This is a genomic window from Sphingobium phenoxybenzoativorans (genome assembly GCF_018286635.1).
Classification (GTDB): Bacteria; Pseudomonadota; Alphaproteobacteria; order Sphingomonadales; family Sphingomonadaceae; genus Sphingobium; species Sphingobium phenoxybenzoativorans.
In genome coordinates this window covers 2,857,831-2,870,681 of record NZ_CP073910.1, presented here as the reverse complement: position 1 = coordinate 2,870,681, position 12,851 = coordinate 2,857,831, and the positions used below count along the sequence as shown (strand labels likewise).

Below are 12,851 nucleotides of genomic sequence, written 5' to 3'. Positions count from 1 at the left end.
ATGCAGGGCGGAAGGATCAAGCGTGGCCAGCTATAGCGACGGATATTGGTGGTCTCCCGATGGCCTGCGGCTGCATTACCGGGACTATGCGGGGCCGGAGGACAGGCCGCCGCTGCTGTGCCTGCCGGGATTGACGCGCAACGCGCGCGACTTCGAGCCGCTGGCGGAGAAATTCGCCGGGCAATGGCGGATGATCTGCCCCGACCTGCGGGGCCGGTCGGAAAGCGCCTATGCCAAGGATGCGATGAGCTATGTGCCGATCACCTATCTGCATGACCTGGAGCGGTTGTTGACCGATCTGGCGCTGACGCGGTTCGTGGTGGTTGGGACGTCTCTGGGCGGCATCATCGCGATGATCATGGCGTCCACCCGGCCGGACAGGATGGCGGGCGCTGTGCTGAACGATGTCGGGCCGCAGATAGAGGAAGCGGGCCTCGCCCGGATCAGGGGCTATGTCGGCTCCGGCAGCAACCACCCAACCTGGGTGCATGCCGCGCGGGCGCTGGCAGAGGCCAATGCGGACATTTATCCGGGTTACAAGCTGGACCAGTGGCTGGCGATGGCCAAGCGGCTGTTCCGGCTGAACAGCAGTGGGCGCGTGGTGCTGGACTATGACATGCGGATCGCCGAGCCGCTGCGGGTGCCCGGCGGCGAGACGGGCGTCGATCTGTGGCCGACTCTGGCGGGGTTCAGGGATGTTCCCACGCTGATCGTGCGCGGCGGGCTGTCCGACCTGTTCAGCGCGGCGACGGCCGAGCGGATGCGCCGCGACATTGGCGGCGAAACCGAGATCGTCACTGTGCCGCGCGTCGGCCATGCGCCGGTGCTTGACGAGGCGGAGGCCGTCGCCGGGATAGGACGCCTGCTGGAGCGCGTGCTGGCCAATGGCTGATAGGCCGTATGACGGGCGGCCGCGCCTTCTCCACCTTCACAGCAGTTTCAATCTGGGCGGCAAGGAAGCCAGGGCAGTGCGCCTGATAAACCTGTGGGGCGACCGGGCGGAGCATGCGATCGTCAGCGGCGTTCCGGGCGCTATGGGCGCGCGGGCGGCCATTGCGCCGGACATTGCCGTGGATTTCCCTGATGCACCGCCGCTGACCGGGCGGCCGGGCCTGTCGCGCTTTCTGGCGCTGGCGCGGTTCATGCGCGGCTATGATCTGGTCCTCACCTATAATTGGGGGGCGGTGGACGGCGTGATGGCGCACCGGATATTCCACCGGCTTCTGGCGCTGCCGCCACTGATCCATCATGAGGACGGCTTTAACGAGGATGAGGCGGCGGTTTTGAAGTCCGCCCGCAATCGCTACCGCAGGATCGCGCTGGCGGGAGCGGATGCTCTGGTGGTGCCTTCGCGGCGGCTGGAGGGGATCGCTCTGAACGCCTGGCGTCAGCCGCGCGGCAAAGTGCGCCTGATCCCGAACGGCATTGATCTGGCGCGATATGCAGCGCCGCCACAGGCCGACGCACTGCCGGGATTTGTGCGCGCGCCTGGCAAGCTGGTGGTGGGGACGCTGGCCGGGTTGCGGGCGGTGAAGAATATCCCCCGGCTGGTGCGGGCGGTCGCGGCGCATCGGGAGCGATTGCAACTGGTGGTGGTCGGCGAGGGACCGGAGCGGGACGCCATCCTGCGGGAAGCGGAGGCGCATGGGCTGTCCGATCTTCACATGGCCGGGTTCCTTTCCGATCCATGGAAGTTTGTGGGCCTTTTCGACATTTTCGCCCTGTCGTCCGACAGCGAGCAATTCCCCATATCGCTGGTCGAGGCGATGGCGGCGGGGCTGCCGGTGGTTTCGACGGATGTGGGTGATGTCGCAGACATGGTCGCCCCGGCGAATCGGCGGTTTGTCATTCCTTTGGAGGAGGAAACGGGGCTGGCGGCGGCGCTGGGCGAACTGGCGGCGAACGCTGCGCTTCGCGATGCGCTGGGCAAGGCCAATCTAGCCAAGGCGCTGGATGCCTTTGGCGAGCCGCAAATGCTTGGGGCCTACGCCAGTCTCTATGGCAAATCGCTGGCCAGACCGGATGTTTTGCTTTAGGGCGCGGTCCAATTTTTAACCGCGCCGGTCGAGGAAAGCTGATATAGCGCATCCCTGGCCAAAGGGGGCGGCCGCGAATTTCTTGGGAGAATAGATTGTTCAAGGGTTTGAAACCCATCGTCTATGGCGGACGCGAAGTGTGGCCGTTGATCGAAGGTGGCAAGGGCGTCGCAGTTTCCAACCACGCAAGCTCCGGCGCATGGGCGGCTGCCGGGGGCATTGGCACCGTCTCCGCCGTCAACGCCGACAGCTACGATCCCACGGGCAAGATCATTCCCCAGCTTTACCACGGCCGTACGCGCCGCGACCGGCATGAGGAACTGATCGCCTACGCCATTGACGGCGCGGTCGAGCAGGTGAAGCGCGCGTTCGAGCTGGCGGGCGGCAAGGGCGCGATCAACATCAACGTGCTGTGGGAAATGGGCGGCGCGCAGCGGGTGCTGCATGGCGTTCTGGAAAAGACCAAAGGCATGGTGGCGGGCGTCACCTGCGGCGCGGGCATGCCGTACAAGCTGTCCGAGATCGCCGCCTCCTATAATGTGTCCTACCTGCCCATCGTCAGCTCCGGCCGCGCCTTCCGCGCGCTGTGGAAACGGGCCTATTCGAAGGCGGCGGAATGGCTGGCGGGCGTGGTCTATGAGGACCCGTGGCTGGCGGGCGGCCATAATGGCCTGTCCAATGCGGAAGATCCGCAGAAGCCGGAAAACCCCTATCCGCGCGTCAAGGCGCTGCGCGAAACGATGCGCGAGGGCGGGATTTCGGACGAAGTGCCGATCATCATGGCCGGCGGCGTCTGGCATCTGCGCGACTGGAACGACTGGATCGACAACCCGGAACTGGGCGCCATCGCCTTCCAGTTCGGCACCCGCCCGCTGCTGACGCAGGAAAGCCCGATCCCCGAAGAATGGAAGGCGCGGCTGACGCAACTCGACGAGGGCGACGTGCTGCTGCACCGCTTCTCTCCCACGGGTTTTTACAGCTCGGCGATCCGCAATCCCTTCCTGCGCAATCTAGAAGCGCGTTCGGAGCGGCAGATCGCCTTCAGTCTGGAGCAGGCGGGCGACCATACCCACCAGCTCGACGTGGGCGTGAAGGGCAAGAATTTCTGGGTGACGCGCAACGACCTGCTGCGCGCGCGCGAGTGGGTGGGGCTAGGCTTCACCTCCGCGCTCAAGACGCCGGACAATACGCTGGTGTTCGTCACTGACCCGGAGAAGGGCGTCATCCGCAAGGATCAGGCGGATTGCATGGGCTGTCTGTCGCAATGCGCCTTTTCAAGCTGGATGGACAGCGAGACCAATTCGACCGGGCGTCTGGCCGATCCGCGCAGCTTCTGCATCCAGAAAACGCTGCAGGACATCGCCCATGGCGGTCCCGTTGACCAGAATCTCGCCTTCGCCGGGCACAGCGCCTACCGCTTCAAGCAGGACCCTTTCTACTCCAACGGCTTCGTCCCCACGGTGAAGCAGTTGGTGGATCGAATCCTGACCGGCGATTGAGGCGTCATGGCCGACATTCCCGGACTTGCGGTGCTGCGATACGATACGCCGCATTATGACATCGTGCGGCCGGGGACCTTCGTCCTGTGCGCGGTGACGGGCGAGAAGATCGATCTGGATTCGCTGCTCTACTGGAGCGGCGAGTTTCAGGAAGCCTATAAAGGGCCGGTGGAGGCCACCGCCGCATTCAGGAAGCATCGGGGCATCTAGGGGCTGTGGCCGCTCTCGCTCCGGGCCGGTTTCAGCAGCAGGAGCGGCAGCGTCAGCAGAGCGGTGACGGCGGCGGACCAGAGAATGACTGCGCCCACGCCAACAGCCTGATTAACGAGCCGCACGTCGACCGGAGAGCGGCTGTTCACCAGCGCCAGCATGAGCGCGCCGGTTGCGCCGCCAACGGCATGGACGGCGAAGATGTTGGCAGGGTCCCAGGCGCGAAGCAGGCGCGCCGTTGCCGAGGCGAACTGGCCCAGCACGCCTGCGCACAGGCCGGTCAGGATCGCGCCCGGCATATCCGTGAAACCGGCGGAGGCGGAAATGGCGGCAAGACCGGCCAGCGCGCCGCAGCCCATGCCGCCTGCCGTGGCGTGGCCAGTGCGCACGCGCTCCATGACCGCCCATCCCAGCGCGGCGGCGCAGGCGGCGAGATGGGTGTTGAGGATGGCGGCGATCCCGTCGGCCGTGGCGCCGAAGGTCCAGCCGCCGCTCAGCCCAAGCGAACCCAGCCATACGAGCGCGCAGCCGGTGAGGCCCAGCACGGGCGCGCCGGGCGCATGATCGTCCGCCGGGTGGCGCAGCCCGCGCATGACGGCGGCGGTCAGCGCCGAGACGCCGGTCGCCAGATGGAGGGCAAGGGCGCTGGAGAAATCGACAACGCCCGCCTGCGCCAGCCAGCCGCCCGCCGATACGGCCCGCACGACAGGCGTATAGACCAGCAACAGCCACAGCATGACCAGCAGTGTGACTGGCAGCAGCCGGTAACCGCCAAAGGCCCCGGTCAGCAGGCCGCAGGCCATGGAGGCGACGGATAGCTGGAAAAAGAGGAAGGCAATTTCCGGGATCGTCATGCCGGGACGGAGCGCCGCCATGTCCTGGGGGGAGACGTGGCGCAGGTCGCCGAACCAGAGCGGGCCGGGCGCATAGGCGAGCATATTGCCCGCCGCCGCCCACAGCAAAGCGGCGATGGCTGCTGCGATCACCATCCGCGCCATCGCGGCGGATGCGTCACGGGCGGGGACCGCGCCCGCAAAGCGCAGGGCGAGGCCCGGAATGGCGGCGAACAGCATAAGAGCCGTGCAGATCAGCATCCAGGCGGTGTCGCCGCTGTCGGCGACTTGCACCTGCGCCATGGCGGGGGCCGGGAAGGCGAGGGCGATCAGGGCAAGGACAGGCAGGACAAGACGCATGGACCCCCGTTCCTCCTTGCATCATGACGCCATGGCGAAGGGATGAACCCTCCGTTCGGCTGCTCGTTAAATCCAGCCCTCCAGCACCTGATCGGGCGGGCGGTGGCCATCGACCCAGGTGCGGATATTGGCGATGACGCGCGCGCCGGTCGCTTCGCGCCCTTCGAAGGTTGCGGAACCCATATGCGGCAGCAGCGTGACGTTGGAGAGGGCCAGCAGGCGGGGGTCCACCGCCGGCTCATGGGCATAGACGTCAAGGCCAGCGCCAGCGATCCGGCCGGTTTCCAGCGCGTCGATCAACGCGCCCTCATCCGCGATTTCGGCGCGGGAGGTGTTGATAACATAGGCGCTGGGTTTCAGCAGCGCGAGTTTCGCCGCGTCGATCAACCCCTTGCTGTCGGCGTTGAGCGGGCAGTGGACCGAGAGGATGTCGCTCTCCCGCAGCAGATCGTCCAGATCGGCGTGATAGACAGCGCCGGTCTCCGCCTCCACCGCTTCGGGCAGGCGGTGGCGGTTATGATAGGCGATGGAGAGACCGAAGGCGCGCGCGCGGCGGGCGACGGCCTGACCGATGCGGCCCATGCCGACAATGCCAAGCCGCTTGTCCCCGATCCGGTGGCCGAGCATGGCGGAGGGACTCCAGCCGCTCCAGGCGCCGGAACGGATCAGCTTCTCGCCCTCCGCCAGACGGCGGGGAACGGACAGGATCAGCGCCATCGTCATGTCGGCGGTATCCTCCGTCAGCACGCCGGGCGTGTTGGTGACGATGATCCGCCGCTTCCGCGCGGCCTTCAGGTCGATATGGTCGACGCCATTGCCGAAACTGGCGAGAAGCTGCAGCCGGTCCGGCGCCTGGGCGAGCAGGTCGGCATCGATCTGGTCAGTGACGGTCGGGACAAGAACGTCGCAATCGGCCATTGCGGCGGCCAGTTCCGCGCGGTTCATCGGCCTGTCCTCGACATTGAAACGCGTCTCGAACAATTCGCCCATCCGCGCCTCCACAGAGGGTGGCAGGCGGCGGGTCACGATGACCTTTGGAGTAGCCGGGCGTTCTCGTCTGGGCATGGTGAAGGCGCTATGCCGGTGGCGGGGGGCAGGTCAAGGCAATAAAGGATGCGATCGGCAGTTGTGCGGGAGTCGGACATTCGGCAAGGATGCGCGCAGGGGCGCGAACCCCGGTGAATGACGGCCCGTGAATGACGGCCCGTGACTGACGGAAAGTGATGCGGTGATGAACGGGCAGGAGAAGGTCGCGGCTTTGGCCGTGCTGCTGGGGGTGTCGTTGATGATCGCGGCGCCGGCGCAGGGGCAGGCCAAGAAGAAGCTCCCCTATTGGGCGTCGCTGTCGCAGAGCGAGGCGCGCATGCGCGTCGGGCCGAGTCTCGATTATCCTTCCAACTGGATTTACCGCCGCCGCGACCTGCCCGTGAAGGTGGTGCAGGTGCATGGGAACTGGCGCAAGATCGAGGACTCGGCGGGCGTGCAGGGATGGATGCATGTCCGCTTGCTGAGCGATACGCCGACAGCGCTGGTGACGGGCGGCGTGACGCCGCTGCGCGCCGCGCCCAGCGATGGCGCGGCGACGCTGTACCGGGCGGAGCCGGGCGTGGTTGGCCGCCTGTCCGATTGTTCGGGCGGATGGTGCAGGCTGGATGTCGCCGGGAAGAAGGGCTTTGTGCGGGCGGACAGCATCTGGGGCGCGGTTACGCCCTGACGCCATCGTCCCGCTCATCCTTCCTCAGATTGGCGGCAAACCATAATAGCCGCGTATATGCGCGCCATAGACCTGATCGATCGGCGGATGATCCGCATCCTCGAAGCGGGGGGCGTTGCGTAGCTGGTCGTCGGTCAGATCGACGACATAGCCGCCCTTGTGCCGGTCATAGTCGAGCATTTCCCAGGGCAGGGGATGGATGTCCTTGCCGATGCCCAGAAAGCCGCCAAACGCCATTTCGGCATATTGCGCCTTGCCGGAGCGTTTTTCGACGAGGAAGCGTTTGACCGTACCGATCTTTTCGCCGGCCCGGTTATAGACGGTGGTGCCTTCCACCCGGTCGGATTCGATCAGCGGGTGGGGCGGGCGATCCGCCGTCATCATGTCATCCGGTTCGACGCCGGCCAGCATGTTGCCCTCATGTCCGGGTGCTGTCATGTCTGCTCTCCTTTGTGCGCCATGTTGATCCCTGAGCGTGATCGCTGCGTGAGATATTCCGGCTTGTCCGCTACCAACGAATAGCGGTTCACGCGGTTCGGATGCGGACAAAAGATTACATCCCAGCAATATGTTAGGATGAGGATTTAAGACATAAACAGGCGATGCCCGCCGGAGCGGGTGCTTCCGGCGGGCATCTCCCGCAGGCGGATCGGGTCGCGGTCCTAAACGCCTGCGGTTTGGAGGATGCCTTATTCCCTGGACGGGGCCTGGGTCTTGGTTCCCGCGTCTTGCTGTTTGGCTTCCTTGCGGACCTCGCCCTTGCTCATCGCGGACGTCACGACGTCACCCGAAGCCGTGAAGTTGGAGGCGGGGAGCGACGCGATGCGGTCGCCCGTGTCCACCAGCAGGGAATCGATCCGGCCATCCGCATCCGCCTTGGCCGAACGGACAGTGCCGATGGCGCGGCCGCTGGCGTCCTGGACCATCATGCCGGGGCTGACGGCGAAATTGCCTGCGCCGTTGGCGGCTCCCGACCCGGCAAGGGCGAGCTGACCAAGCGCGCCCGAAGCGGCTCCCGTGCCGGTCGCGTTGCCGTTGCCGCTGGCATTGCCCGCTGCGCTGGCCGCGCCACTGGCCGATCCGGCGGCGTTGGTCGCGGTGTTGCGGGCGTTGCCGACAAGGTTTCCGGCGCGGTCACGGGCCGTGCCAACCGTGTTGGTTGCCGTATCTCGGACGCCGCCCACGGCATTGCGGACATCGCTTGTGCCCAGCGTGTCGAGGCCGAGGGCGGCATTGCCCGAACCGGAGGCATTGCCATTGGCCGATGCGCTCTTGGCGCGGCCGCTGCGGGTCGCGGAGCCAGTGGCCGATCCGCTGCCCTTGCCGGAACCGGTGGCCGAACCATTGACCGATCCGTTGCGCAGATCGACGCTGCGGTCGAGGCCAAGCGATCCTTCGCCGCCCAGCGTGCCGTTCAGTGATCCCGAAAGGCCGCCGAGGCTGCCGCCAAGTCCGCCGCCGCCCATCAGGCCGCCACCGCCGCCCAGAAGCTGGGCGGAAGCAGGCGTGGACGCCGCAAAGGCGATGAGGAATGCAAGGGTGGTCATGCTGTTGCGCTTCATGAGAAATTCCTTCCGTCAAACAGGTCTGTGTTGGGAACGGAAGGCAAAGCGGGTTTAATCCCGCTCATATGAAAATATATTATAAATATCTGATAATTATCGATTATTTCTGCATGATCCGCAGATAAGCCCCCGGCCATAGGTGGCGTCCGGTCCCTTTTTGCCCAGGTCCCTGGCCTCTCTGGAAAGAGCGGAAAGACTGCCCGCGCCGTGCAGGCGCGCGGCGACCAGCGGCGCGGCGAAAGAGGTGCCGCGCACCCTGGCCGCATTGCCCTTCATATCGGCGGCGAACATGTCCGCGCCCGGCGCGGCGAAATCGAGATGGAGCGACTTGCCCGCCTCCAGCAGCGCGCGGTCGCGGCCGTCGACGCCGGTGACGGCGATCACGCCTGGCCAGGAAGCGGGATAGGCGGGCGGGGCGGCGGGGCCGTCATTGCCGACGGCGGCGACGATTGTGACGCCCTTGCCCTGTGCCGCGCGGACTGCGCCGTTCAGCACCGGGTTGGGCGGACCGACAAGGCTCATGGTGACGATGCGCACGCCCCGGCTGGCCATCCAGCCCAGCGCGCGGGCGAGGGCGAGGGCGTTGCCGCCCGCCGGATCGCCGCCATAGACATCCGCGACCAGCAATGGCGCGCCGGGAGCGGGGCCTCTGATCGGGCCGGACCCGGTTAGCAGGCTGGCGACGGCGGTGCCATGGGTGCTGGGGACGGGCGCGCCCCTTGCAAAGCCTTTCTGTTCTATGGGGCCGCCGAGCGAGGCAATGGCCGCGACGCCGCCATCGATCAGGCCCAATGCGCCGGAACTGGAGCCGGGGCGGCTGGCGAGGGAAGCGCCCGACGCCGAGGGGGCTGCGCCGCTGGGGAAATAAAGCGAGTCGCCGCTTACCTCTGCGCCGGGAGCGAGTTTGCGCACGGATTTTATGGCGCGGGCGAGCGGCTGACCCCGTGGAACGGTGAGCCGGGTGAGGGGCAGGTCCAGGCCCTCAATGCGTTCGGCCTGCGGATCATAGCCGGCCTTGCGCAACGCCTCCAGCGCAGCGGCGCCTGCGCCCATGACCAATATGGTGTCGCGCACGGCGGGCTGTCCCCGGTCGTCAAAGGCGATGCTGTCGCTGTTCCGGCGCACAAGGCTGGCGAGCCGGTCCGTGCGCACTGCGAGCAGATTTTCGGCGAGGCGGGCCGGGGACAGGCGCTCCAACTGGTCGAGCGGCAGCGTTCCCCCAACCGTATCGATCAGGTCCGGCACCGTGTCGCGCAAGCCGCCTCCAATCCCGCCGCGCAGGTCTCCGCCGGGCAATGCGAGTTGCGCGCCCGCCCATGCGGGAACGCACAGCGCGGCGGCGATGGCCAACAGGCGGATGGATGGGCGGGGCATTGTCTCTTTATCCTTACGCATGCAGAACGGGTTGAGGCGGATTTTTGTTCGCGCGATTTTTATGCGCAATTTTTATCGGCCTTTGGGATGAAACGTCCGTGCCGTGTCGTTTCATCCCACAGAAACCACAGACGGAGCCTGAATGGCCTTCGAAAGCGAATTGCTGGCGCTGGTGCCGCGCCTCCGCCGCTTTGCCGCGAGCCTCTCGCGCAATGCGGCCGATGGCGACGACCTGTGCCAGGCGGCGATCGAACGCGCGCTGAAATCCCGCGCGCAATGGCAGGAGGGCACAAGGCTGGATAGCTGGATGTACCGGATCATGCGTAACCTTTGGATAGATGAGGCGCGGGCGCGCCAGCGGGCGGCAAAGACCTTTGCGCCAGAGGAGGAGGGCGCACATGTCGGCCATGCGGGCGACCGGGACATCGAAGCGGCGGTCGAACTGTCCGACGTGGCGCGGGCGATGGCGAAGCTGCCCGACGAGCAGCGCGAGGTGATCGCGCTCGTGCTGGTCGAGGGGCTGGCCTATAAGGAGGCGGCGGAGGTGCTGGACATTCCCATGGGGACGCTGACGTCCCGGCTGGTGCGCGGGCGCGGGGCCTTGTTGGAACTGCTGGGAGAGGCGGCGTGAGCGCGGTGAGCGAGAACATGCTGGTCGCCTATGCCGATGGCGAGCTGGACGAGGTGAACCGGCGGCGCGTGGAGCGGGCGATAGCGGATGATGACGCGCTCGCCGAGCGGCTGGCGGCGCATGTGGCGCTGCGCGAACGGCTGAGCGGGCATTTCGCGCCGGTGGCGCAGGAGGCTGTGCCGGACCGTTTTCGGGCGTTGCTGGAGCCGCAGGGCGCGGCGGACAATGTGGTGAGCCTTTCGGATGTCCGGGAGAAGCGCAGCGGCCGCCTGTGGACCTCATGGGGCATGGGCGCGGCGATCGCGGCCAGTCTGGTGCTGGGGCTTGGCCTTGGACGGAGCATGAACGGCGAGGCCGGGCCGGTGGGCGTTTCCGGCGGGAAGATGGTGGCGCAGGGATCGCTGGCGAAGGCGCTGGATACGCAGCTCGCCTCTGCGCAGGGTGAGAGAGATGTGCGGATCGGCCTCAGCTTCCGGGCGAAGGATGGCGGGTGGTGCCGGAGCTTCGAGGGCGCGGCTGTGGCTGGCGTGGCCTGCCGGGATGGCGGCGGCTGGCGGCTGGAACAGGCGGTGCCGGGGAGCGGCGCTGCGGGTGACTACCGGCAGGCGTCGTCAGGCGATGCGCGGGTCAGCGCGACGGTCGAGGCGCTGATCGCGGGCGATCCGGCGGATGCCGCTGGGGAGAAGGCGGCGCGGGACGCGGGGTGGAGTAATTTGAACTGATATCTTCTCCGTTCGGGCTGAGCCTGTCGAAGCCCTGTCCTCCTTGAAGAAAGTGCAGCCCTTCGACAGGCTCAGGGCGAACGGAGAGGGGTGCTTTGGAGCGGAGCGAAGTGCCTTCACTTCGTTCAGGCGTTGAAACGAGTCACGTGCCTCGTTTCAACTTCGACAAGCTCAGCCCGAACGGATTTGGGATTAGCGTTTGACCTGGCGGAACATCCCAATGCCCGTTCGCTTCAAGCGCAGTCGAGAAGCCTCGCGCATATGTTTCTCGACTACGCTCGAAACGAACGGGTATATCCCTGATCCGTTGGGCAGAGTGAGCCTTAATCCCGCAACCCCGCAGCCGCCCTTGCCAGTTCCTCGATCTTCGCGACATCCACCGGTCCCTTGGGTACGACCCAGCTCCCGCCGACGCATTTGACCGCCGGTTCGGCCAGCCATTTGGGCGCGCTTTCCGCCGTGATGCCGCCGGTGGGGCAGAAACGGGCGGTGTAGAGCGGGGCGGCCAGGGCCTTCAGCGCGGGCAGGCCGCCGGACGTTTCCGCCGGGAAGAATTTGAAGCGGGACAGGCCCATGTCCATGCCGCGCATGATGTCCCCTGCCGTTGCCGTGCCGGGGAGGAAGGCGACGCCTGCGTCAATCGCCGCCTCGCCGAGCGGTTCCGTGAGGCCGGGGCTGACGATGAACTGCGCGCCTGCCTTCAACGCCTTTTCCAGATCCTTGGGGTTAAGGACAGTGCCCGCACCCACGACCGCGCCCTTCACCTGCGCCATTTCCCGCATGACCTCCAGCGCGACGGGGGTGCGCATCGTCACCTCAAGGGCGGGGAGGCCGCCCTTTACGAGCGCCTCGGCGATAGGCGCCGCATCCTCGACCCGTTCGATGACTAGGACGGGGATGACGGGGGCAAGCTCCATGACCTGATCGACGGTGATGCTCATGCGTGGGACTCCCGGAAGGCCGCGGCGGCGCCGAACAGGCCGATTTCTTCATGGACGGCAAGGCGGACAGGGACGGACCCCATCAGCCCGGCAAACCGCCCCTTGGCGGTGAAACGGTCGTGAAAGCCGCTTTCCAGCAGCACATCCTTCATCCGCTGGGTAAGGCCGCCCGCCAGCACGACGCTGTGCGGTCCCTGCGCCAGCGCGAGATCGCCCGCCACCGACCCATAGCAGAGGCAGAAGCGGTCAAGCACCGTGCGGGCGAAGGGATCGCTATTGTCGAGCGCCGCCTGCCACAGATCGGCGTCGTTCATCAGCTCGACCCGTTCATGATTGATGGTCGCAATCGCCTTGTAGAGATTGTTGAGGCCGGGGCCGGAGACGATCCGCTCGGTCGATACGCGCAGGAACTTGTCGCGCAGATAGTCGAGTATCTTGCCCTCAAGCTGGTCGAGCGGGGCGAAGTCCAGATGCCCGCCCTCCGTCGCGACGACATGGGGCATGCCGTCATCATAGGCGATCATGCCGACGCCAAGGCCGGTGCCGGGGCCAAGGATGGTGACAGAACCGTCCTGCGGAAAGGGTTCGTCCGGGCCGAACAGCAGCTCCAGATTATCCTGCGGCAGTTTGGACACGGCGTGAGCAACGGCCTCGAAGTCATTGACGAGCTTGAGATGATCAAGGCCAAGATCGGCGGCCAGGGTCTTGGGCCGGATCACCCAACTGCTGTTGGTCAGCTTGATGACATCGCGGCCGATGGCGGTGGCGAATGCGATGGATGCGGACTTTGGCAGGGGCTGCCCGTCGTCACGCGCGAACGCCTCCCACGCCGCCTGCAGGCTGGGCGTCTCGGCGACCTTATATTTGCGGACTGTGCCAAGAGTGGGGACGCCACGGTCGTCCAGCGTTGCCCGTGCGAAACGGGCGTTGGTGCCGCCAATGTCGGCGGCGATAATCTCAACCATG

At 66.4% G+C, this 12,851-nt stretch carries 14 protein-coding genes; 7 read left to right on the top strand and 7 right to left on the bottom strand.

The features are described from left to right. The first annotated feature begins 22 nt into the window (after window positions 1-22). The 4 genes from KFK14_RS14325 to KFK14_RS14310 all read left to right on the top strand — a co-directional run bounded on the left by KFK14_RS14325 (window position 23) and on the right by KFK14_RS14310 (window position 3,745). The gene (locus KFK14_RS14325; RefSeq protein WP_212608108.1) at window positions 23-892 is read left to right on the top strand and encodes an alpha/beta fold hydrolase; all 870 of its coding nucleotides are present in this window, start codon (window positions 23-25) and stop codon (window positions 890-892) included. After that, a complete protein-coding gene (locus KFK14_RS14320) occupies window positions 885-2,036 on the top strand; it encodes a glycosyltransferase (protein WP_212608107.1) in 1,152 nt (383 codons plus the stop codon). Before KFK14_RS14325 ends, KFK14_RS14320 begins: the two co-directional genes overlap by 8 nt. Window positions 2,037-2,131: 95 nt before the next feature. Continuing rightward, entirely contained in the window at window positions 2,132-3,535 is a 1,404-nt protein-coding gene (locus tag KFK14_RS14315; protein WP_212608106.1) for an NAD(P)H-dependent flavin oxidoreductase, read from the top strand. Window positions 3,536-3,541: 6 nt separating this feature from the next. Beyond that, window positions 3,542-3,745 carry a DUF2093 domain-containing protein gene (locus tag KFK14_RS14310; protein WP_070157760.1) on the top strand — a complete coding sequence of 68 codons (204 nt, stop codon included), beginning with the start codon at window positions 3,542-3,544 and terminating at the stop codon, window positions 3,743-3,745. On the opposite strand, the gene KFK14_RS14305 is transcribed toward KFK14_RS14310, so the two are convergent. Both KFK14_RS14305 and KFK14_RS14300 read right to left on the bottom strand, forming a co-directional pair. Continuing rightward, window positions 3,742-4,938: an ammonium transporter gene (locus tag KFK14_RS14305; protein ID WP_212608105.1), complete on the bottom strand. Its 1,197-nt coding sequence runs from the start codon at window positions 4,936-4,938 to the stop codon at window positions 3,742-3,744. The genes KFK14_RS14310 and KFK14_RS14305 overlap by 4 nt on opposite strands. Window positions 4,939-5,004: 66 nt before the next feature. Continuing rightward, a complete protein-coding gene (locus tag KFK14_RS14300; protein ID WP_212608104.1) occupies window positions 5,005-6,003 on the bottom strand; it encodes a 2-hydroxyacid dehydrogenase in 999 nt (332 codons plus the stop codon). A 166-nt stretch (window positions 6,004-6,169) separates the two neighbouring features. Here KFK14_RS14300 and KFK14_RS14295 point away from each other — a divergent pair, with 166 nt between their 5' ends. Beyond that, a complete protein-coding gene (locus tag KFK14_RS14295; protein ID WP_212611156.1) occupies window positions 6,170-6,652 on the top strand; it encodes an SH3 domain-containing protein in 483 nt (160 codons plus the stop codon). A 24-nt stretch (window positions 6,653-6,676) separates the two neighbouring features. Here KFK14_RS14295 and KFK14_RS14290 read toward each other — a convergent pair whose 3' ends face one another. The 3 genes from KFK14_RS14290 to KFK14_RS14280 form a co-directional block, all read right to left on the bottom strand. Continuing rightward, window positions 6,677-7,090 (bottom strand): PRC-barrel domain-containing protein, encoded by a 414-nt coding sequence (locus tag KFK14_RS14290; RefSeq protein ID WP_425516614.1) that lies wholly within the window; start codon window positions 7,088-7,090, stop codon window positions 6,677-6,679. 251 nt (window positions 7,091-7,341) lie between these two features. After that, window positions 7,342-8,214: a hypothetical protein gene (locus tag KFK14_RS14285; RefSeq protein ID WP_246524635.1), complete on the bottom strand. Its 873-nt coding sequence runs from the start codon at window positions 8,212-8,214 to the stop codon at window positions 7,342-7,344. A gap of 96 nt (window positions 8,215-8,310) precedes the next feature. Continuing rightward, a complete protein-coding gene (locus KFK14_RS14280) occupies window positions 8,311-9,591 on the bottom strand; it encodes a S8 family serine peptidase (RefSeq protein WP_246524634.1) in 1,281 nt (426 codons plus the stop codon). Between the two features lie 142 nt (window positions 9,592-9,733). Here KFK14_RS14280 and KFK14_RS14275 point away from each other — a divergent pair, with 142 nt between their 5' ends. After that, window positions 9,734-10,222, top strand: coding sequence for a sigma-70 family RNA polymerase sigma factor (locus tag KFK14_RS14275; RefSeq protein WP_212608102.1), 489 nt, complete (start codon window positions 9,734-9,736; stop codon window positions 10,220-10,222). Beyond that, on the top strand, window positions 10,219-10,944 hold the full coding sequence (locus KFK14_RS14270; protein WP_212608101.1) for an anti-sigma factor family protein: 726 nt from the start codon (window positions 10,219-10,221) through the stop codon (window positions 10,942-10,944). Before KFK14_RS14275 ends, KFK14_RS14270 begins: the two co-directional genes overlap by 4 nt. Window positions 10,945-11,267: 323 nt before the next feature. Here KFK14_RS14270 and eda read toward each other — a convergent pair whose 3' ends face one another. Beyond that, the gene (gene eda, locus KFK14_RS14265) at window positions 11,268-11,885 is read right to left on the bottom strand and encodes a bifunctional 4-hydroxy-2-oxoglutarate aldolase/2-dehydro-3-deoxy-phosphogluconate aldolase (protein WP_212608100.1); all 618 of its coding nucleotides are present in this window, start codon (window positions 11,883-11,885) and stop codon (window positions 11,268-11,270) included. Further along, window positions 11,882-12,850, bottom strand: coding sequence for a glucokinase (gene glk / locus KFK14_RS14260; protein ID WP_212608099.1), 969 nt, complete (start codon window positions 12,848-12,850; stop codon window positions 11,882-11,884). Before glk ends, eda begins: the two co-directional genes overlap by 4 nt. Between the last annotated feature and the right edge of the window lies 1 nt (window position 12,851).